Below are 22549 nucleotides of genomic sequence, written 5' to 3'. Positions count from 1 at the left end.
AACATTCTTTTAAAAATCTAAAGATACTATTAATTTGCCAACCCAAAAGTGTCAATTTCACTGAAATTTGAATCGGCTTTCGCTCTTATTCTTAAAAAAATGAGTAATTTTCCCCATTATAAAAGAGTATCGTGAAAAACTATAATGTACGGTTGTACCGAGAGAGTGATTTTGAGAAGTGGAATGCTTTTATTGAAAAAGCAAAGAACGCCACTTTTCTATTCAATCGTGATTTTATGGAATACCACAACGACCGATTTTCTGATTTCTCGTTGGTAGTAGAACAAGATCAAAAATGGATCGCTGTCTTGCCGGCTAATGTTGTTGCTGAAACCGTTTTTTCGCATCAGGGCTTGACTTATGGAGGTTTGGTTTATGATGAAAAAGTGAAATTAGATTCTGTTTTAGAAATTTTCAGAAGGATTCTAATTTTATTAAAAAATAAAAATATTGCAACACTGCAGCTTAAATTAGTGCCAAGTTTTTACAGCAATTTTGCATCTGAAGAAGTGAATTACGCTTTATTTTTGGCAGAAGCCAAATTGATTCGCCGCGATACAAATGCGGTTATTGATTTACAACAAAATTTTACAATTGCGAAAGGACGAATGCAAGGTGTTTTGAAAGCGCGAAAGTTAAACCTAGTTGTTAGGGAAGAGCACGATTTTGAACTGTTTTGGAATCAGATTTTAATTCCCAATCTCGCCGAAAATCACGACGCAAAACCGGTTCACTCTTTGGAAGAAATACAAAAATTGCAGTGTAAGTTCCCAAATGACATCAGACAATTCAATGTGTACCATGAAAATAAAATTGTCGCAGGCACGACGATTTTTGAAACTAAAAATGTAGCACATGCTCAATATATTGCGGGAGATGCAGATAAAGGAAGTTTAGGAAGTGTCGATTTTTTATACCATTATTTATTGACTTCCGTTTTTAAAGATAAAAGATATTTTGATTTCGGAATTTCAAATGAAAATCAAGGTAAAAACTTAAATAAAGGCTTGTCGTATTGGAAAGAAAGTTTTGGTGCGAATACCGTAGTACAAGATTTTTATGAAGTTCCAACGGCTAATTCCCATCTTTTAGAAAACGTTTTGATATGATTCACTTTTTAGATTTACATAAGATTAACGCGGCTTACGAAACCCAATTTCAAGAAAAATTAAAAACGATTCTTGATAAAGGTTGGTATATTTTAGGAACTGAGGTAACACAATTTGAGGAAAATTTCGCGCAGTATTGTGGCACGAAATTCTGCATTGGAGTAGGGAATGGGCTTGATGCATTGACGCTGATTTTTAAAGGATATATTGAATTGGGAAAGCTTAAAAAAGGCGATGAAGTCCTCGTTCCTGCCAATACGTATATTGCAAGTATTTTAGCGATTTTACATGCTGATTTAGTGCCTGTTTTGATCGAACCCGATTCTAAAACGTTCAATTTAAATACTGATTTATTACACGAAAATTTAACGTTGAAAACCAAAGCAATTTTAGCGGTGCATTTGTATGGTCAATTGGCTGATATGGAAAAGATAAATGATTTTGCAAATGCAAATAATTTATTGGTAGTTGAAGATGCAGCTCAAGCTCATGGGGCTCTTAGTCAGCATTCAGTAGTTAGTAATCACTCTAAATTTTCCAATAGTGACACAAAATTACCTAAATCTGAACCGATCTTTAAAGCGGGAAATTTAGGAAATGCAGCGGGTTTTAGTTTTTATCCTTCCAAAAATTTAGGAGCGCTTGGCGATGGTGGAGCAATTACAACGAACGATTCGGAATTGGCTAAAGTGCTTTTTTCATTGCGGAATTACGGTTCAGAAGTAAAATACCATAATGATTTTATAGGAATTAACTCACGCTTAGATGAAGTTCAAGCGTCTTTTTTGAATGTAAAATTGCCCAATCTGGATCGAGATAATCAACGACGAGTTGCGATTGCCAAACGTTATTTAGCGGAAATAAAAAACGATAAAATTGCTTTGCCTTTTTATGATCATTCTAGTAATCACGTATTTCATTTATTTGTAATTCAGACTGAAAACAGAATGGATTTACAGCATTATTTAACTGAAAATGGAATACAGACGCAAATTCATTATCCAATTCCGCCTCATAAACAGAAGGCACTGAAGGATTTTAATAATCTGTCTTTTCCTATTACTGAGAAAATTCATAAAGAAATCCTGAGTTTGCCAATAAGTCCAGTTCTGACTGATGCCGAAGTTGATTTTGTAGTTAAAATGATGAACGAATGGACATTTTAATAAAATCATTCAATCGGCCGTATTACTTGGATCGTTGCATCCAAAGCATTTATAAAAATGTTGTGGATTCTGAGATTTCCATAACGGTTCTAGACGACGGAACACCTTCAAAATATTTAAAAAAACTGCAAGACAAATTTCCTGAAATTAAAATTGTCACTTCGGATGCATATGATGAGAAATCGTTAAATATTGAACAAAATTTATCACTAGATAACAAGAAAATTCCAATTAAGATGTGGATTGAAGCTGCCAAAAATGCTTCTGATTATTTTGTGTTATTGGAAGATGATATTTGGTTTACGAAAGACGTTAATTTAGAAGAAACGAAAGTTGTGTTGAAAGAGAAAAATGTCGCTCTTGTCAAGTTGTTTTGGTTGAAAAACCCAAAATTAATTCACGCGAAAACCATTGAAACCTTAAAGAATATAACTATTTATGACCCAATAGTTTTTACTAAAAATCCAGTATTGCATCGAATTATTTTCGGCATGAAAAGGTATACTATTCCAAATTTGATGGCGTTTTTAAATTTATATTCTGAAGAAAAAGCCTTGCAATACTATTCGATTTATGGAGTTGCGGGAGCAATTTTTCATAAAGAATACTTTTTAAGTTTATGGCAGAATCACTATAACGAAGTGGATGAAAATGTACAATTGAAAAATGCCGTTCAATTTTGGCATAAAAACCCAAACATTGCATTCGCAAGAGCTGAGGAAGAAGTTGCGGCAACGGGATTTTCCTCTTCGGCAACAAATAAAAAGTACGACACTGGAGATTTTGACATTTTTACCTTTAATAAAATTCTAAATGAAGCGTGGTTGGGAGATCAACTTAATAGTATGAAAGACTTTTCAAACGACTTAAATAGTTCTGAAATTGCAACAATTTTAGCGAAAGCGAATGATCCAAAAGCGCGAGTGGAAGATTGGGAAAAATGGGTAAATTGTTTTAAAAGGCAGTTTCAAGAAATAGGATGTAATATTTAAAACACGTACTAATAAAAACCACTGATTCACATAAAACGATTTTAAAAGCTACGGGTGTTTTCGGCTTTTCGCATGCATTAAAAATTCTTGTGGGTTTAGTGGGTTCTAAATTTGTCGCTTTATTTTTGGGAACAGCGGGAATTGGAACTGTTGGACTTTTGCAAAACACTCTTGCCATCATCTCCTCCATAACCGGATTTGGAATCAATATAAGTGGTGTCAGAATGGTCGCTTTAGCCGATGCTGAACAGGATCGAGCCTTGTTTTCTAAAACAGTTGTTGTACTCAAGAGATGGTCAATTGCGACTGGTTTATTGGGGGTTTTAGTGACTTTTATATTAGCAAAACCCTTAAGTATTTGGACCTTTGGGTCAACAGAATATGTCAATTGGTTTTTAGTTTTATCGATCAATTTTATTTTTTCAGGATTAGCCGTTAATAAAATGGTGCTTTTACAAGGAACTCGATCCATGAAAGCGATTGCAGTTTCAACCGTTGTTTATGCAGTTTTAGTGACTTTGACTACGATTCCGATTTATTATTTTTTCAGAATGGACGGTATAATCCCTGTTTTGGTTATAACTTCTGTTTTGAATTATGTAGTGAATTGGTTTTTTGCAAGAAAGATTGAAATACTGCCGGTTCAAGTTAGCATTAAAGAAACTTTTTCTCGCGGAAAAGAAATGATTCAGTTGGGTTTTCTGCTTTCGATCAATGTGATTTTTGGACACATTATGTCGTATTTACTCAAGTTATATTTTAATTTTCAAACTGAATCCACATCTGTTTTGGGTTTGTATGTTGTGGCTTCTACGTTGTTAATTACGTATGTTGGAATGATTTTTAACGCCATGTCAACGGATTTTTATCCTAGGTTAACTGCGGTTCAAAAGGATAATTCACAAGTTAAAGAAATGGTGAACGATCAGATTGAAATTGGCTTGTTGCTGATTACACCTTTAATTTTAGGCTTCTATTTTTTAGCGCCAATCGTGATTCGGGTTTTGTATTCAAAGGATTTTATTGACGTAGTTTTGATTCTAAAATTTGCCTTATTAGCCATAATTATAAAGGCGATTATTTGGCCTCTTTCGTTTATCATTTTGGCCAAAGGAGAAAAGAAACTTTATTTTAAACAAGAAATTTTTAGTGATGCAATGAATATTGGCTTTACAATTTTACTCTACCAATATGTTGGTTTGATCGGAATTGGAATTGCAATGTTGTTGAATTATGCGGTTTACGGTGTTTACGTTTTTAACGTTGTTAAGAATAATTTTCAATTTAATTTTCGAGAAAATACGATTGCTATTATCATTAAATCTTTAATCTTGGGAAGTTTAGCAGCACTTACAGTTGCCGTAATTGATTATCCGAACGGGTATTGGATTCTTGCAATTTTACTACTACTTTCTGTTTACTTCTCGTATGTAGAACTGAATAAAAGAGTAGATCTTGCGGGTTTTTTAATGAAAATTAAAAATAAATTCAGCAGAAATTAATACAGCATTATCTTCTTTCTCACTTTTAGATCTAAGCGTATGTATTTTAAAAGTAAGCCAAAATCTCTAGTATGAATTGCGACTTGCATTTCTAATTTTATTTTTAGTAACATGGCTTTAAATTCGGCTTTGCTTTTATTGAGCACAAAAACTTTCTGTAAAATTAAATAAGTGGAATAATTAAAGCGTCTTGTTTTAACGTCGTTTCGCTTTGTGGATAAAGCAAACATTGAAGTATCCAACATTCTTTTCTGGACCAAAATGTCATCCACATAATCAACATGGAAACTTCGAGCTGCACGAATCCACAAGTCGTAATCTTCATACGCCAGGTGTTCGTCGTAGCCATTGAGTGTGTCAAAAACCGTTTTTTTAGTTAAAGCAGAAATAGAACAAAGTTTCGTTTTTCCATTTAATAGACTGAGGTAAATATCGCCTGTCGGTTGAGAAACCAATCCTTTTCCGCTTGAATCTGTAGGGAAATAATTTTGTATGTGAATGCCATTTTCATCAATCCACTGGGCATTTCCGTACACAATTCCTACGTTTTCATATGTGCTTTCTGCAAAGCCTTTTAGCTGTTTGACAATGCAATCAACTTTCAAAACATCGTCCGCGGCAAGGTCAATAATGTAAGCGCCTTTGGCTAATTTCAAACATTTATTAAATGTTTTTGTATTGCCTACATTTTCTAAATTTGATATAAACGGAATTTCCGGATGATTTTTCAACCAACGCTCAATCACTTCTACCGAATTGTCTGTGGAACAATCGTCGGCAATAATCAATTCTACATTGGGGTGCGATTGCTTGAGAGCTGATTCTAAAGAGGCAACTACAAATGCAGCATGGTTGTAGCACAAACAAATTACGGTAACTAACGGCGTGTTGTGCATAAAGTTGAGATAAGAGTTTTATATTTGTTACGAAAATAACAATTCAGCATTGGCAAACCAAAACAAAAACACTAAAATAGCACTTATTGGTTACCTTCTAGCAAAAGGTGGAATGGAACGCGCTTTGAGTACCGCATCACAATTATTGCACAATGCCGAATGCGACGTTCACATCATTGTTTTAGAAGACGACGTTGAATATCCCTATTTTGGAACTTTGCTGAATTTGGGTAAATATTCTAAATATCAGAAATATTTCAAGTTAAGAAAATACCTTGAAACACATCAATTTGATTACATCATCGATTTTCGAAACCGTAACAATCCGTTGATGGAATTGGTCTTTCTGCATTATATTTACTCAGGATTTAAAACCATTTATACCGTTCATACAAGCGTTTTGCCGATTCATTTTACCAATAATAGTTGGGTCGCACAGCAAATGTTCAATAAGATTTATAAAATAGTTGCGGTTTCAAGCAAGATGAATGAGAAGATCAATACCGAATATCAGTTTGACCAAGGAGTTGTGATCTCGAATTGTATTGCAAAGAAAATAGATTTGCCTTGTTTAGAAAATGTACTTCCTTTTAAATACATCATCGCTATTGGTAGAATGGTAAAGATGAAACAGCTCGATAAATTGATTGAAACGTACAGTTCATCAGATTTACCGGATCAAGAAATTCATTTAGTAATTTTAGGAGAAGGTGAAGAACAAGCTAATTTGGAACAACTGATTGAAAATCTGGACAGAAAAGATTTCATTCATCTTTTAGGTTTTAAAGCAGATCCGACTTGTTACACAAAAAACGCCGAATTTTTAGTTTTGACAAGTCAATATGAAGGTTTTCCGATGGTGATTTTAGAAACGTTACACACAGGAATTCCCGTGGTTTCTTTTGATTGTGAAACGGGTCCGAGTGAAATGATTGTTAATGAATACAACGGGTTATTGGTTGAAAATCAAAATTTCACCGCTTTAGAAGAAGCAATTAATCGACTGGCAAATGACGTTCAGCTACTTGCTTTTTGTAAAATGAACGCAAAATCATCTGTGGATCAATTTTCAGCGGATGCGATTCAGGAAAAATGGTTAGATTTACTGCATTTAAACAAACTTGTAAAATGAATATAGCACTAATTTCAATTCCGAAAATTGAAGACAATCGAGGAAATTTATCGGTCATCGAAAACGATGTTCTACCATTTGAATTTAAAAGGGTGTACTATTTATATGATGTGCCAAGTGGTGCTGAACGTGGCGGACATTCGCATATTGAACAAAAAGAATTCTTAATTGCTTTAAGTGGTAGCTTTGATGTTGTTTTGAACGACGGTTTCGAGCAAAAAACGGTTACACTAAATAAACCATTTGAAGGTTTACTCATTAATGCCGGAATTTGGCGCGAACTCAATAATTTCTCTTCAGGAAGTGTTTGCTTAGTTATTGCCTCAGCAGTTTTTGATGAAAGTGATTATGTGCGGGATTTTGACGAATTTTTAAAAGAAATAAAAGCTTAAAGTTCCCTTTTCAAAACTTTATTGTAGATCATTTGTAAGTGCTGCAAATGGTTTTCAATCGATAAATTTTTGACATATCGCATTCCATTTTGTTCTAATTCTTTTCTCAACTCAGTATTAGTAAGGAGTTTTTCAATCGCTTCTGCTAATTTTTGAACGTTTCCGTACGGGAAAATTAATCCGCTATTGGTTTCCGTAATCTCCTTTTGAAAACCGATAAGATTGCTGCTGATTACCGTTTTATCAAAGGCAAAACTTTCTAAAACAACGTTTCCATAGGATTCTAAAATTTCGCTGGGAACGATAGTAAATTTGGCGGAAGCGTACAAAAGCATTAATTCGTCGCGATTTTTGGATCCTAAAAAAGCAACATTTTTGATTTTATGAATTGAAACATACTGTTCTAATTCATCTTGAAAATTGCCTGAACCTACTATTTTTAATTGTTCGTTGGGATGGTTTTTTAGGACTTGTTGGAACGCTTTCAAAAGTGTTAAAACACCTTTTTCCTCTATTAATCGACCTACAAAAAGTAGGTAATCGGAATTTTGGGTATTCAAATTTGGATTCGAGAAAACAACAGGATTTGCAAGTAGTTCGCCGGGTTTATTAAACTCACAAGCAATAATCTCAGTAAGTTGTTCTGAAGGTGCTAGATAGTAATCAATATGTTTTTTGATTATTGATTTGTGGTAGCTTTGTTTTAAATTCAGTAAACCATCATAAAAAACGTTTATTTTAGGTCGATGATGCAACACACAATCTAGAATACGGTGTTTTTTGTATAGCTCATTTTCTTGGTTGTTGAGCATGAATCCTTTCGGACAAATGTAATAATAATCGTGAAAAGAGTAAATTATGGGAATTGATTGTTCCTTTGCATACCGCATGAAATGAGGAGTTACAGTGGCTCCAATGCTGAAACAATGAATCAAATCAGGCTTAAAAGTATCAATTTCTGCAATGATCGCTTTGGTTGTTGCCGCATTATAAAATTTTTGATAAATTTTAGTCTTTTTGTTTTCAACGCCAAACCATCTAAAAGTAATTTCTGGAGAATTTCCTTCCGAATAGGAAACCAGTGATTGCAGGTAATTTTCTACTCCACCAATCGAACTTTGTAGATAATTGTTGACAATTAATACTTTCATTTCTCTTGATTTTTTTTCTCAAATAGAGTAGAATAGTAGAAAAGACGGTAAATGTCAAATAGGAACATGCTAGGGTTTTTTGAACAGAGTTGTTGTTCCATTTTAGACTTGAAAGTAGTAAAGAACCAAGCAGAAAATAAATTTAATTTTAATTTGTGTATTGTTTTTGCAACCGTAGCTAACCGAACGTAATTAGCGTCGATCAGATTTGTGTCAACCAAATTTTTTAAAGCAATAACAGATAATCTTGTTTTGTTTAAAAATGCTTCGTTCGTATCTAAACCCAAATGAATGATCGGATTGTCAATATGCAAAATCGGAATCTTTTTCTTTGATAACTCAAATGAAAACAACGTGTCTTCATGCCGGAGATTAGGAATGTCTTCGTTGAATTGTACAACTTTAAAAAAAGCTTTTGGAATCATAAAATTCAAAGTAAGAAACGAAATGTAAGGATTTAAATTTCTTTGTTCCGCTTCAATTGCTTCTCTTTTTTTTCCGTAAAACCACCGTAAAGTACTGTTTTTTGTGGGAAATTCAACACTGTACTTTATTCCTCCATAAATAATTTGATCTACTTTTGAAGTAAATGCAACGTAGTTTGAAATGAAATTAGAATGCAGTGGTATTGTATCAGCATCTAAGAAAAGCAACCAATTATACGTTGCTTTTTTTGCCAAAAGATTTCGCATTTTACTTCGACCGATATTGTGATCGTTTGATGTAAAAGTACAGTTTTCAATGCTGTTAATTGCTTGGTTTTCGTCGAAGAATAGAGTTCCGGCGTCATCTAAAACTATAATTTGAAAATCAATTCCACATTGTTTGCATTGTTGATTCAACTCTAAAACGAGCGGATGAACATTGTAATTATACGTTGGAATTAATAAGGAAATCATTATTATACGGCTCGTTGCACTACTTCAAAAATAGTTCCGCCTTCACATTTTAGTGTTTTTCCTGGAAACTTCATAATTAAAGCGTAATCGTGCGTCGCCATAATTACGGTTTTTCCATTTTCGTTGATTTTTCGCAAAACCGACATCACTTCTACACTCGTTTGTGGATCTAAATTTCCAGTAGGCTCATCTGCCAAAATTAATTCCGGGTCGTTTAACAAAGCTCTTGCAATGGCAACGCGTTGTTGTTCCCCACCTGAAAGTTGGTGTGGCATTTTGTAAGAAGACGCTTTCATGTCTACTTTTTCTAAAACTTCATCGATTTTATGTTGCATTTCCACTTTATCTTTCCAGCCCGTTGCTTTCAAAACAAAAAGCATGTTTTCATTGATGCTACGGTCGGGAAGTAGTTTGAAATCTTGAAATACGATTCCAATTTTTCTTCGCAAATAAGGAATGTCACTTTCTTTTAAGGTCGCTAAATCATAATCCACAATACTTGCTTGACCTTCTTGCAAAGGTAAATCGGCATAAAGTGTTTTCATTAAACTACTTTTCCCAGAACCGGTTTTACCAATGATGTAAATAAATTCACCGTGATTCACTTCCAAATTCACATTGGAAAGGATCATGTTTTTTTCTTGATAGATGTTTACATTTCTTAAAAAAAGTATGTTTTGCGACATGGTAAAAATAATTTTAGAGTCGTAAAAGTAGTACCTTTCAAGTGGTATTCAAAATAAAATGTACTTTCAATTGCGATAAAATAGCATTTCCCTAAAGTTTTGTTATTTTAGGAAAAAAGTGTTAAAACGAATATACTAAATCCTGATTTTAGTGCGTTATACCCAAAGGAATTTGATATATTTGACTTTTAAAAACCAAACCTAATGCATAAATATTCTTGGCTATTGTTCCCGTTATTAAGTGCGGGAGTTACCACCACCGTTTCTGCTCAACAATCAGAAATTTATACGCACCACTTGAAAGATTTTAATCGAGCGGTCGAACTTTACAAAGACAAACAATACTTGTCAGCTCAACTTCTTTTTATCGATGTGCAGCAGCAAAACAGCCAAATGGATATTCAGGCGGATTGTGCTTATTATGTTGCTATTTGTGCCATTCGACTGAACCAAAATGGAGCCGATGAATTGATGGAAAAGTTCATTCAAAACTATCCTACAAGTTCAAAAACAAATCAAGCGTATACAGAAGTTGCTCAATTTTATTTCGAGCAAGGTCAATATCAGCAAGCGATGGAGTGGTTTGACAAAGTTGATGAAAGCACGTTAACGAATGACGAACGTGATAAATTCAATTTCCAGAAAGGATACGTTTTTTATAATTCTAAGAATAAAAAAGAAGCGACCACTTACTTTAATAAAGTTTCAAATTCGAAAGAATACGGTTCACAAGCGAAGTATTATCTTGGTTTCATGGCTTATGAAGCGGACGATTATGTAGAAGCTACGAAGCAATTTGAACAAGTAGCCGGAGAACAAAAATACGATGATAAAATGTCTTATTTTAAAGCCGACATGAGTTTCAAAGGTGGGAAGTTTCAAGATGCGATTGATTTGGGTAAAAAAGCAATGGCCAAATCGAATGCTGCTGAAAAATCAGAATTGAGTAAAATTATTGGGGAAAGTTATTTCAACTTAAAGCAATACGACCAAGCAATTCCTTATTTGAAAGACTACCGTGGTAAAAAAGGCAAGTGGAATAACACCGATTATTACATGTTGGGTTATGCCTATTACCAACAAAAAGAGTACGAAAATGCAATTGCGCAATTCAATAAAATTATTGACGGGAAAGATGCTGTAGCTCAAAATGCGTATTACCATTTAGGAGAAAGTTATTTGAAAACAGATAAGAAGCAACAAGCATTAAATGCGTTTAAAAGTGCTTCTGAAATGGAATTTGACTTAAAAATCCAAGAAGATGCTTATTTGAATTACGCTAAATTGAGTTATGAAATTGGAAATCCATACCAAAGTATTCCAAGTGTTTTGGCTTCTTTTATTCAGAAATATCCAACGAACGCTAACAATCCTGTAGTGGAAACGTTATTGATTAACTCATACATTACGTCAAAGAACTATAAGGAAGCATTGGTTTTATTAGAGAAAAATAAAAGTTTTGAAAACAAACAAGCGTATCAAAAAGTAACATTCTATCGTGGAATTGAATTGTACACGGACGGAAATTACAGTGATGCGTTAGCAATGTTTAAAAAATCAATTGCAGAACCACGCGATGCTAAATTTGTGGCTCGTGCTACTTTTTGGAAAGCGGAAACAGAATATGTATTGGATAATTTTAGCGAAGCTTTAATCAGTTTCAAGCAATTTGAAGGGAATGCAGAAGCGAAAAATACGCCGGAATTTAAAAACATCGATTACAATATTGGTTACACCTATTTCAAATTGAAAAATTACGAACAAGCGGTTGCTAGTTTTGATGCTTATATTAAAAGCAACAAAGCCGACAAGGTGCGATTGAACGATGCACTTTTACGTTCGGGAGATAGTAATTTCGTTACTGGAAAATATTGGCCAGCGATGGAAGCGTACAATAAATCCATCGAAATGAATGGTATTGATTCGGATTATGCGGCTTTTCAAAAAGCGATTAGTTACGGATTTGTGCAGCGAAATGAGAAGAAAATTGAGGATTTAAACAACTTTATTACCAAATTTACCAAATCAAAATACCGTGATGATGCTTTATATGAACTAGCAAATACATACACCGCGGAAAATAAAACAGCAGACGCTTTAAAGACGTACGACAAATTAATTGCAGAATATAAAAACGGTTCTTACACCGGAAAATCGATTTTGCGTCAAGGATTAATTTATTACAACGGCGACCAATCGCAACAAGCATTGGTTAAATTTAAGAAAGTTGCGGGTGAATTTCCAAACACACAAGAAGCATTGCAAGCGGTTTCAACAGCGCGATTGATTTATGTGGACAGCGGAAAGGTGGACGAATATGCAAATTGGGTTAAAACGTTGGATTACATCGAAATTTCAGATGCTGAATTGGACAACGACACCTATGAATCGGCTGAAAAACAGTATTTGCAAAACAATACGAAACAAGCAATTTCAGGATTTAATACTTATGTAGCGAAATTTCCAAACGGCATTCACTCGTTAAAAGCGAATTTCTATTTAGGTCAATTGTATTTTGCAGATAATTTAGAAAATAACGCAATTCCGAATTATGAATTTGTGATTGCAAAACCACGTAGTGAATATACAGAACAAGCATTGGCAAGACTTTCTTCTATTTATTTGAAAGCTAAGAATTACGATAAAGCGATTCCTGTTTTGAGACGTTTAGAAGCAGAAGCTGATTTTCCACAAAACGTCACTTTTGCGCAAGCGAACTTGATGAAGGCGTATTACGATAAGGAAGATTATGCGAATGCAGTGGCTTCGGCAGATAAAGTTCTGGCAAACCCAAAAACAGATGATAAAATAAGAAGTGACGCTCAAATTATAGTAGCACGTTCAGCAGTGAAGACGAAAGATGAAGCAAAAATTCGTTCGGCTTACGCCAAATTATTGACGATTGCCAAAGGAGAAGTTGCCGCAGAAGCTTTGTACTACGATGCTTATTTTAAAAATAAAGACGGTAAATATGAAGAGTCGAATAAAACGGTTCAGAAATTAGCCAAAGATTATTCCGGTTACAAATACTTTGGAGCCAAAGGATTGGTTTTAATGGCGAAAAATTTCTACGCTTTAAAAGACAGTTACCAAGCGAACGTAATTTTAGAAGCAGTTGTGAAAAACTTCTCTGAATATCCAGATGTAATTGCAGAAGCACAAGAAAACTTGGCTTTATTGAAAGCAGAGGAAGCTAAAACCAACTCATCGATTCAAAACTAAATCGGCTTTATTTTAAATTTTCAAAACAAAAAAGATGATTCACAAAATCAATTATAAAATTTCAATCGTACTTCTTTTTGCAGGTTTACAAACCACTTTTGCACAGAAAAAAGACGAAAATATAGGAACTGAAGTGGTGAATGTAGTGAAGTCCTACACGCCAACGGTTTCGGATGCTTTTAAGGTAAAGGAAACGCCAACGCTTGACGACGAGGAAACGGCAAAAAAAGAAGTGATTAATTACAATATTTTTTCTTTTCCAGTAGCTTCCACATTCGCACCTGCTAAAGGTCGTGCGGCAGCGGTTGACAAAACGGCTCAAGAACGTTTGTATAAAAATTATGCGACTTTAGGATTTGGGAGTTATGCTTCTGCAAATGCGGAATTGTTCATTACCGAAGACGTCAATGATACTGATTTTGTAGCGGGAATGTTACGTCATCAATCGTCTCAAGGAAATATAAAAGGCGTTAAATTAGACGATAAATTCTATGATACGGGATTGGATTTGACGTACGGAAGTAAACACGATTCGTACAATTGGAATCTTGATTTGGGGTATCAAAACCAAGTGTACAATTGGTACGGTTTGCCTAAATATTTCGGAGATAATTTATCAGAAGTAGACCAGAATGCTTTAATTAATTCAATCGATCCGCAACAAACCTATCACAATTTTTACATTGGTGGAAGCATTGGAGCGACAGATAGTTTCTTCGATAAAGCGACTATAAAATACAACCGCTTTTGGGACGCAACAGGTTCTGAAGAAAATCATGTGTTATTCAAACCCTCGATTAACTTAGGAGTTGCTGATTATTTCTTCAAATTAAACTTCACTGTAGATTATTTGAATGCAAAATTTGACCAAGCCTATTCGGATCAACCTTTAAATCCTGCAACCACTTTTCCAGGAGAAAATTCAAATGTAATTTTGAGTGCTAATCCTAATTTTCAATTGTTGAAAGACGATTTGTCTGTAAACGTCGGAGCTGAAGTAACTTATTTATCGGTTTTAGCAAATAAATACGATGGCGTGGATGGTGGAACGGAAGGTAAATTGTTCTTCTATCCTAAAGTTACTGCATCTTATAAAGTGGTTGGTGATTTGATGATTGCTTATGCAGGTGCAGAAGGTGGATTGCAACAAAATAGCTACCGTGATTTTACAAATGTCAACCCATTTTTATCGCCTACGCAAATGATTACGCCAACAGATAGCCAGTATGATATCTATGTGGGATTGAAAGGGAAATTGACCAATGCGGTAAGTTATAACGTTCGTGGATCGTATTTAAACGAGAAAAATAAAGCGTTATTCTTATCTAACGAATATTCTCAGGATGCTGCAAATGAATTTTATGGATATGGAAACTCATTTTCTGTGGTGTATGATAATATGAAAACGATGAACTTCTTTGGGGAATTAAAAGCCGATTTTTCTAAAAACGTAGCTTTTGGAATAAATGCGTCGTTCAGTTCTTACAATGTAGATTTGCAGCAAGAAGCTTGGAATTTACCTCAGATAAAAGTGGGCTCTAACTTAAACGTTAACATCACTAAAAAATGGTTTGCAGGTGCAAATGTATATTTCGTAGGAGAACGAATGGATTTTCAAGTAGATCAATCATTCACGGAGATAGGTGCTGGAAAAAGAACTTTAGAAGCTTATTTTGACGCCAACTTAAACGTAGGTTATAAGTACAACGAACGTTTGACTGCTTTTGTGAAAGCAAATAATATTGCAAATCAAGCGTATGAAAAATGGTTGAATTATCCAGTTCAACAATTCCAAGTACTTTTAGGAGCGAGTTATAAATTCGATTTCTAGACCAATATAAACTTTTCACTGACCCACAAAGCGAATTGTTTTGTGGGTTTTTTAATACTACTAAGGATGACATTTAAAGAACAAATAGTTACACAATATGAACAGCGTATTCAAGATAAAATTGACGCTTTTCAAGACATGATTTCGGCTTTGTCGGAAGATTCGAAGAACGACGCTAAAGGTTCTGCAGGAGATAAACACGAAACCGCTTTATCGATGATGCATATTGAACAAGAAAAGCTCAATTACAAACTGAAAGAATACTTGAACGACAGCCAACAATTTTCTAAAATTGATTTCACGAAAACGAGTAACAAAGTTGTTTCAGGAAGTTTAGTTCAAGCCAATGCGAATTATTTTTTGATCAGTGTAGCTTTGCCAAAGATTACCATTCAAGGACAAACTGTATATGGAATTTCACCACAATCGCCGTTAGCTCAAGAATTAATTGGACATGAAGTTGGGCATTCTTTTAAGATAAATAATGTCGCTTATTTGATTAATGAAATTGTTTAGTAATGAAGAACGTTTATGTTTTTAGCGGTTTAGGAGCTGATAAAAGAGTTTTTCAAAACATGGATTTCAATTATTGCAACGCTATTTTTATAGAGTGGATTTTACCAAATAAAAACGAAAGTATTTCAGATTATGCAGGTCGGATCTGCAGTCAGATTAAACATGAAAACCCAATTCTAATCGGACTTTCATTTGGAGGAATTATGGCGGTGGAAGTGGCTAAATTAATTAAAACCGAAAAAGTAATACTTATCGCTTCTGCCAAAAAAAGGTTGGAAATTCCTTGGTATTATAGAATGTCTGGAAAACTTAATCTTCATAAATTGTTGCCCACAAAGTTGCTGAAAACTCCAACCGCTTTTAGTTATTGGTTTTTTGGAATTGAAAGTAATAGCGATAAAAAATTATTGAAGGAAATTCTGAAAGACACTGATGCTGTGTTTTTAAAATGGGCGATTAATGCTATCGTAACTTGGGACAACAAAACACAACCTATAAATGTCATTCATATTCACGGAACTTCCGACCGAATTTTACCGATTGCATTTGCGAAAGTTGATGTAAAAATTGAAAATGGCGGTCATTTTATGACTTTAAACAAAGCCGAAGAATTGAGTGAAATCGTGCGAATGGAAATTTTATTCAATGTAAAACAATAAAATCAACTTATATTAAAAGTCCAATTTGAAACGTAGCCTGTTATGAGAATAGTAATAATTAATATCTCGATTAATAGCAATGTCAAAAATGAAATCATTTTAAAAAGCATAGAGAAAATAGATTGTTCTTGCTTAAAAGTCTGAAAGTAATTTATGATTACGTAAATAAAAACAATTATTGGTATGCCGAAATCTACAAAACGCGACAAGATATCTAGATTTTTTATAAATTCAGTTAGATAGAGTATTTCGCCAATTAGAGTAATTGTTATTACTCCTAAAAACATCATTCCTGCTATGATTGAATGTTCACTGAAGTTTAACTTTTTACGTCTAAAGAGTATAAAACTATTTAAAGCAAATAGAGGAACAAATGCGAAAATTAATAGTTTGTCATAGTCAGATATAAATTGGTCAAGAGTTTTACCTGAATGCTCTTCCCTTGGTAGAATAATGGTTCCAAAATATTTTACAGCCATTTTATCGTATGTAGATTTTGCTAAAATTGTAAAACCAATCATTAGTAGTATCAAGTAAAATACATTATAATACTTGATTCTCTTACCACTAATATATTCTAAAGCTGCAGTTCCAGGACGTAATAATGCTTGCTTAATAGTAAATAATATTCCTTTTTCAATATGCCAAACGCCGTGAAGCAAATCATGCATCAAGAAATGTTTTGCAGTAATTCTGTGCGTATCCGTTTTCTGACCACAGTTAGAGCAAAAGTTGCCTTCAGTAATTTGATTACAATTTAAACACTCAAGGCTTTTCATAAATTACTGGATTTGGTTTGGCTAAAATAGAAAAAGGCTTTCATTTACTGAAAGCCTTTTCTTAATTATTTAAAAAATAAATATTAGTTATTTCTTTTCAATCCATTTTCTTGCATTCACAAAAGCTTCTAGCCAAGGCGAAACTTCGTCTTTCTGTCCGCGTTCTGGGTAGTTTGCCCAGTTCCAAGGAAAAGTAGAACGCTCAATATGCGGCATTGTTACCAAGTGACGACCAGTTGCATCCGTCATCATGGCCGTGTTATAATCCGAACCATTTGGATTTGCAGGATAACCTTCGTAAGTATATTTTGCCACAATGTTATAATCACTTTCTGCATTTGGTAATTTGAATTTTCCTTCGCCATGTGAAATCCAAACACCTAAAGTTGTTCCCTCTAATGAAGACAACATCACCGAATTATTCTTCTGAATTTTCACAGATGTAAATCCACTTTCGTGTTTTTGCGAAGTGTTATAAGTCATTTTTCCGTGTGTTTGATGTTCTGGATTTATCAGTTCTAATTCCATGAACAATTGACAACCGTTGCAAATTCCAACAGAAAGTGTATCTTCTCTTTTAAAGAAGTTTTTCAAAACGGTATTCGCTTTTTCGTTGTATAAAAATGCTCCAGCCCAACCTTTCGCTGAACCTAAAACATCAGAATTTGAAAATCCACCAACCGCTCCAATAAATTGAATATCTTCTAAATTCTCACGACCAGAAATCAAATCCGTCATGTGAACGTCTTTCACATCAAAGCCAGCCAAGAACATTGCATTCGCCATTTCTCGTTCAGAATTACTTCCTTTTTCACGAATAATCGCAGCTTTTGGACGAGCTGTTGTTGGCAACTGCGGTAATTTTCCATCAAAATGAGCTGGGAAATTATATGATAAAACTTGATTTTTATAATTCTCAAAACGCGCTTTCGCCATTCCGTTTTTAGACTGTTTTTGGTCTAATAAATAGGAAGTTTTAAACCAAGTATCTCTTAATTCAGAAACATTAAAATTGAAGTTATCATTGTAATTTTCAATTGAAATCGTATTTCCTTCAACTACATTTCCAATTTTAAAAATTTCAATTCCGTTATTTTTAAACGCTTCTTCAACTGAAGCATCTGCTTGAAAAACAACTGCGATATTTTCGTTGAAAAGTGTTTTTACTGAATCATTTTCGCCTAAAATACTTAAGTCATAAGTTGCTCCCAAATTCACATCAGCAAAACTCATTTCTAATAAAGTCGTAATTAATCCACCACTTCCGATGTCGTGACCCGCTTTAATTTTTCGTTCCTTGATCAAATCTTGCAAAGTATTGAACGCATTTTTGAAGAAAGAAGCGTCTTTAATGGTAGGAACTTCCGTTCCAATTTTGTTCAGAATTTGAGCAAAAGAACTTCCACCTAATTTGAACGTATCTTGAGATAAATTCAAGTAGTAAATGTTTCCGCCATTTCGTTGAAGAACAGGTTCGACCACTTTCGTAATATTACTACAGTTTCCAGCAGCCGAAATAATTACCGTTCCTGGCGCGATTACTTCGTCACCTGGATATTTTTGTTTCATCGAAAGCGAATCTTTTCCCGTTGGAATATTGATTCCCAATTCGATAGCAAAATTAGCACAACTTTCAACCGCTTCGTACAATCTTGCGTCTTCACCGACATTTTTACAAGCCCACATCCAGTTGGCAGAAAGCGAAACCGATTTCATTCCTTCTTTCAACGGAGCCCAAACTAAATTAGATAATGATTCACCAATTGCCGTTCTCGAACCTGCAGCAGCATCAATCAATGCAGCGATAGGCGAGTGGCCAATTGAAGTTGCCAATCCTTCTTTTCCTTTGAAATCTAATGCCATAACACCAACGTTGTTCAAAGGCAATTGCAATGGTCCAACACATTGTTGTTTCGCCACTTTTCCTCCAACACAACGGTCCACTTTATTCGTCAACCAGTCTTTAGAACCAACTGCTTCTAGCTGTAATAATTCGTTTAAGTAGTTTGGAATTTCAGCAGTAACGTAATTCAAGTCCGAATAATTCGATGGAATTGTAGTATCATTCATGATTGTTTTTGGTGAACTGCCAAAGAAATCTTCTAACGCATAATCCATTGGTTTTGCACCAGTAGATTTAGATTCGAATGTAAAACGATTGTCATTTGTAACTTCTCCAACTTCATACATCGGCGAACGTTCACGATCAGCAATTCTTTGCAGAATTCCCATATCTTTCTCGCCAATCACTAATCCCATTCTCTCTTGCGACTCGTTACCAATGATTTCTTTTGCAGAAAGCGTTGGGTCTCCAACAGGTAATTTGTCTAAATCAATCAATCCACCCGTTTCTTCCACTAATTCAGAAAGACAATTTAAATGTCCACCTGCACCGTGATCGTGAATGGAAACGATAGGGTTGTGGTCGCTTTCCACTAAACCACGAATGGCATTTGCAGCGCGTTTTTGCATTTCAGGGTTTGAACGTTGGATTGCATTTAATTCAATTCCAGTTCCAAAAGCACCTGTATCAGCTGATGAAACCGCAGCTCCACCCATTCCGATTCTATAATTTTCACCACCAAGAATGACAATTTTGTCTCCGGCAGTTGGTTTTTTCTTAATTGCTTGGTCTAATTTTCCATAACCAATTCCACCCGCTTGCATGATTACTTTATCGTAACCAATCTTGCGGTCGTTTTCATTGTGTTCGAAAGTTAAAACCGAACCCGTAATTAATGGTTGTCCGAATTTATTTCCAAAATCAGAAGCTCCATTTGATGCTTTTATCAAAATATCCATTGGCGTTTGATACAACCAAGGACGTTCTGGCATCGCTTGTTCCCAATCTCTATCGTCTTCCAATCGAGAATATGAAGTCATGTAAACTGCAGTTCCAGCCAATGGCAACGAACCTTGTCCACCTGCTAAACGGTCGCGAATTTCTCCTCCAGAACCAGTTGCTGCACCATTAAAAGGTTCAACAGTTGTTGGGAAATTATGCGTTTCTGCTTTCAAAGAAAGAACCGATTCAAATTCTTTTTCTGCGTAAAAATCAGGTTTGTCAGCGCTTTTTGGAGCAAACTGAACCAAAGTTGGCCCTTTTACAAAAGCCACATTATCTTTATACGCTGAAACAATTTCGTTTGGATTTTCAGCAGAAGTTTGCTTAATCATTTTAAACAAAGAAGTTTTTTTCTCTTCTCCGTCAATCACGAAAGTTCCATTGAATATTTTGTGACGGCAGTGTTCTGAATTGGCTTGTGAGAAAGCAAAAATTTCAGAATCAGTTAGTTTTCGTTCTAATTTAACCGATAGATCAGCTAAATAATTTACCTCTTCTGGACTTAAAGCCAAACCTTCCGATTGATTATATCCTTCGATATCTTCAATGTCAATAATAGCTTCCGGCTGAATGTGAATATTGAAGATATCTTGATTTAGGTCGTTGTATTTTTGCGAAAGCATCGGGTCAAATTCTGAAAAATCAGGAGCTACTTTTTCAAATTCTTCAATTCGAATAATTCCTGAAATAGCCATATTTTGAGTAATCTCAACAGCATTCGTACTCCAAGGCGTAATCATAGCGGCACGAGGTCCAACAAAAAAATCCGCAAGTACGGATTTTTCTATTTTATTTGCGTCGCCAAAAAGCCAGTTTAATTTGTTGATGTCTTCTGTCGATAAGTCGTTTTGCGTTTGCACTGCAAAAACCGTATTCGTCTGGTTTCCGAAGAAATGAATCATTGTATGTAGTTATTGTGTTGTGTTTTGCAAAAATAGTTTAAAAAAGCAGAATTTGCAAAGAGATAAATGTAAAGTTATCTAAATAATTTGAGATGTAAATCCCTTATGTTAGATCTTAAATTTTAAATTGCATAATGCTTGTAATTAACTTTTAATCAAATAATTAAAGTATATTGATTCCGATTTTTATTCTGTTGGAAAAACAATAAAATTATAAGCTCCCATATCAGATGGATTGCTTCGTAGTAATCCTAAAATATCGTTTGTTCCGTTTGAAAAAGTAAAATCAGCCGTTCCTTTTGCAGCAGAATCCGCTCCAATTTGTAATTTATTTTCAGCAGCATTTAAGAAATCAGCTTTAAAATCGAAGCTATTCTTTGCAATGATGCAATTTGAATACAACGCCGAATTTTCAAAATTATAGAGTTCATTGCCGTTGAATATCGGATCTGAATTGTTGAATTTTAAGAGACAATTGGTAAACTTATAATTAAAGGTTTTGCTGTCGTTTTTACTCAATACAAATTGTCGACTATTCGAACCATAAATAATACAGTTGGTGAAATTAGCAGCTGTCAGGTCGAAAGCAACCGGTACGTTATTGGAATCCAAATAGTAATTGTCAATAATAACTGCATATTGAGTGGAACTTGAACTTTGATTATTAAACGTACAATGGGTGAAATTATAAGTACCACCAAACGTACAAGCTAAAGCTCCGACGCCACGTGTTCTTGAGTTAATCACCACGTTGAAACCATCAATTCTAGCAAATCTGCCTAAAATTCCTACGACTGAAGAATTGTAAATTTGCGTATTTTCAATCGAAAGTGGTGTTCCAAAATTATTTTCAGCATAAATTCCGATTGTCGCATTTTTCAAAGTCAAATGATTAATCGAGTGGTTTTTACTTCCTTGACGCAAATAGATGAATCCCCATTGTCCCGGCGTTTCAGCAAAATTAGGTTCTAAGCGGTCGCCTTCAAAAACCACTTCTTTTTCGAGTGCTTCTGTCAATGAAGTTTCTCCCGCAATATTTAATGTACCGCCTTCCTGCACAATAATTCCAGAATCTTTGTGAAAATGAATTCGAGCACCGGGATTGACGGTTAAAATTTTCCCCTCAGGAACTGCTGCGTAACCATAAACTACGTAAGGCTTTGTGCTGTTCCAAATATATTCATTGCCATTGTCTGGATGGTTTTCTTGTAAATTCCGACCAATAACTTGTGTAGTATTTCCTTCAACGTCGAAACCAAAATCTACCACTTCTTTCACACCATCCACTTTGTTAGGGAAAATAAAATACGCATCTTGAATTAAGGTTACTAATTCCACTGTTTGTTGGTTGCTTCCCGCTCCAAAAAGAATTTGGTCGGTATAAAGGAAATCGGTTGGATTGGCATCAGCGACATTCACAGTTGTTTCTATGAAAATAAACAAACTGTCTTTTGCTAAAAGTTCAACGTTACTGAAAGATTTAGTAGCATTTTCAGCCATTCCATCAACTGTCATGCGGTATTTTGAAGCAGCTCCTTTTGCAAAACCAATGGATGGAATGCTGATATTAGAAACACTTTTATTGTAGACTTTCAGCATATAGGTGCTCGAGCCAATATTTGTAAAAACGGTGTCGAGGTAAACCGTATCTCTTGAAAAACGTAGTTCACCCGTACTTTCTGCGAAATCGAAATCGGTTCTACAAGAACTCATTCCCAATAATAATCCTAAGAAACCCAATAAAACTAGATAGCGCATAAAAGTGGAATTTTGGTAAAAATAATAAAATTTGTGGTATTAAAATCGGAATTCAATTATATCGCAGAAAGTACTCAATTATTGTTGATTTTAGGTTTTTTTTAAATTTTGG

The 22549-nt window shown here is 34.5% G+C and carries 17 protein-coding genes; 10 read left to right on the top strand and 7 right to left on the bottom strand.

What is annotated here, in order from left to right:
* Positions 1 to 131: 131 nt before the first annotated feature.
* The 4 genes from YWA_RS0111835 to YWA_RS0111820 are packed head-to-tail and all read left to right on the top strand — an operon-like array spanning position 132 to position 4769.
* Positions 132 to 1109, top strand: coding sequence for a GNAT family N-acetyltransferase (locus tag YWA_RS0111835; RefSeq protein ID WP_022828725.1), 978 nt, complete (start codon positions 132 to 134; stop codon positions 1107 to 1109).
* On the top strand, positions 1106 to 2275 hold the full coding sequence (locus YWA_RS0111830) for a DegT/DnrJ/EryC1/StrS family aminotransferase (RefSeq protein WP_022828724.1): 1170 nt from the start codon (positions 1106 to 1108) through the stop codon (positions 2273 to 2275). The genes YWA_RS0111835 and YWA_RS0111830 overlap by 4 nt, the downstream gene beginning before the upstream one ends.
* Positions 2263 to 3267 (top strand): glycosyltransferase family 2 protein, encoded by a 1005-nt coding sequence (locus YWA_RS0111825; RefSeq protein ID WP_022828723.1) that lies wholly within the window; start codon positions 2263 to 2265, stop codon positions 3265 to 3267. The genes YWA_RS0111830 and YWA_RS0111825 overlap by 13 nt, the downstream gene beginning before the upstream one ends.
* An 11-nt stretch (positions 3268 to 3278) precedes the next feature.
* Entirely contained in the window at positions 3279 to 4769 is a 1491-nt protein-coding gene (locus YWA_RS0111820) for an oligosaccharide flippase family protein (protein WP_084683065.1), read from the top strand.
* Here YWA_RS0111820 and YWA_RS0111815 read toward each other — a convergent pair.
* On the bottom strand, positions 4766 to 5665 hold the full coding sequence (locus YWA_RS0111815) for a glycosyltransferase family 2 protein (protein ID WP_022828721.1): 900 nt from the start codon (positions 5663 to 5665) through the stop codon (positions 4766 to 4768). The genes YWA_RS0111820 and YWA_RS0111815 overlap by 4 nt on opposite strands.
* A gap of 49 nt (positions 5666 to 5714) precedes the next feature.
* Between YWA_RS0111815 and YWA_RS0111810 the strand changes: the two genes are divergently transcribed.
* Positions 5715 to 6797: a glycosyltransferase gene (locus YWA_RS0111810; RefSeq protein ID WP_022828720.1), complete on the top strand. Its 1083-nt coding sequence runs from the start codon at positions 5715 to 5717 to the stop codon at positions 6795 to 6797.
* Positions 6794 to 7189 carry a sugar 3,4-ketoisomerase gene (locus YWA_RS0111805; RefSeq protein ID WP_026718776.1) on the top strand — a complete coding sequence of 132 codons (396 nt, stop codon included), beginning with the start codon at positions 6794 to 6796 and terminating at the stop codon, positions 7187 to 7189. The genes YWA_RS0111810 and YWA_RS0111805 overlap by 4 nt, the downstream gene beginning before the upstream one ends.
* Here the strand turns inward: YWA_RS0111805 and YWA_RS0111800 are convergent.
* Genes YWA_RS0111800 through YWA_RS0111790 form a run of 3 tightly spaced genes read right to left on the bottom strand, consistent with a single transcriptional unit; the run spans position 7186 to position 9925 of the window.
* Complete coding sequence (locus YWA_RS0111800) at positions 7186 to 8340, bottom strand: glycosyltransferase family 4 protein (RefSeq protein ID WP_022828718.1); 1155 nt, start codon at positions 8338 to 8340, stop codon at positions 7186 to 7188. The two genes, YWA_RS0111805 and YWA_RS0111800, sit on opposite strands and share 4 nt — an antisense overlap.
* The gene (locus YWA_RS0111795; RefSeq protein ID WP_022828717.1) at positions 8337 to 9239 is read right to left on the bottom strand and encodes a glycosyltransferase family 2 protein; all 903 of its coding nucleotides are present in this window, start codon (positions 9237 to 9239) and stop codon (positions 8337 to 8339) included. The genes YWA_RS0111800 and YWA_RS0111795 overlap by 4 nt, the downstream gene beginning before the upstream one ends.
* Before the next feature lie 2 nt (positions 9240 to 9241).
* Positions 9242 to 9925, bottom strand: a complete 684-nt coding sequence (locus YWA_RS0111790; RefSeq protein ID WP_022828716.1) for a cell division ATP-binding protein FtsE — start codon at positions 9923 to 9925, stop codon at positions 9242 to 9244.
* A gap of 204 nt (positions 9926 to 10129) precedes the next feature.
* Between YWA_RS0111790 and YWA_RS0111785 the strand changes: the two genes are divergently transcribed.
* From YWA_RS0111785 to YWA_RS0111770, 4 genes are all read left to right on the top strand, one after another.
* The gene (locus YWA_RS0111785) at positions 10130 to 13147 is read left to right on the top strand and encodes a tetratricopeptide repeat protein (protein ID WP_022828715.1); all 3018 of its coding nucleotides are present in this window, start codon (positions 10130 to 10132) and stop codon (positions 13145 to 13147) included.
* Between the two features lie 34 nt (positions 13148 to 13181).
* Positions 13182 to 14978: a TonB-dependent receptor gene (locus tag YWA_RS0111780; protein WP_022828714.1), complete on the top strand. Its 1797-nt coding sequence runs from the start codon at positions 13182 to 13184 to the stop codon at positions 14976 to 14978.
* Between the two features lie 66 nt (positions 14979 to 15044).
* On the top strand, positions 15045 to 15494 hold the full coding sequence (locus YWA_RS0111775; protein ID WP_022828713.1) for a hypothetical protein: 450 nt from the start codon (positions 15045 to 15047) through the stop codon (positions 15492 to 15494).
* A gap of 2 nt (positions 15495 to 15496) precedes the next feature.
* Positions 15497 to 16153 carry an alpha/beta hydrolase gene (locus YWA_RS0111770; protein ID WP_022828712.1) on the top strand — a complete coding sequence of 219 codons (657 nt, stop codon included), beginning with the start codon at positions 15497 to 15499 and terminating at the stop codon, positions 16151 to 16153.
* A 2-nt stretch (positions 16154 to 16155) separates the two neighbouring features.
* Here the strand turns inward: YWA_RS0111770 and YWA_RS15425 are convergent, their stop codons facing one another.
* From YWA_RS15425 to YWA_RS0111755, 3 genes are all read right to left on the bottom strand, one after another.
* Positions 16156 to 16932 (bottom strand): DUF3667 domain-containing protein, encoded by a 777-nt coding sequence (locus YWA_RS15425; protein ID WP_022828711.1) that lies wholly within the window; start codon positions 16930 to 16932, stop codon positions 16156 to 16158.
* A gap of 87 nt (positions 16933 to 17019) precedes the next feature.
* A complete protein-coding gene (gene purL / locus YWA_RS0111760) occupies positions 17020 to 20679 on the bottom strand; it encodes a phosphoribosylformylglycinamidine synthase (protein WP_022828710.1) in 3660 nt (1219 codons plus the stop codon).
* Positions 20680 to 20865: 186 nt separating this feature from the next.
* Positions 20866 to 22437 (bottom strand): hypothetical protein, encoded by a 1572-nt coding sequence (locus tag YWA_RS0111755; protein ID WP_022828709.1) that lies wholly within the window; start codon positions 22435 to 22437, stop codon positions 20866 to 20868.
* Positions 22438 to 22549: the final 112 nt, after the last annotated feature.

The organism is Flavobacterium antarcticum DSM 19726 (assembly GCF_000419685.1).
GTDB lineage: Bacteria > Bacteroidota > Bacteroidia > Flavobacteriales > Flavobacteriaceae > Flavobacterium > Flavobacterium antarcticum.
Note: the sequence above shows the minus strand (reverse complement) of the source record. Positions and strands in the feature narration are given on the sequence as shown.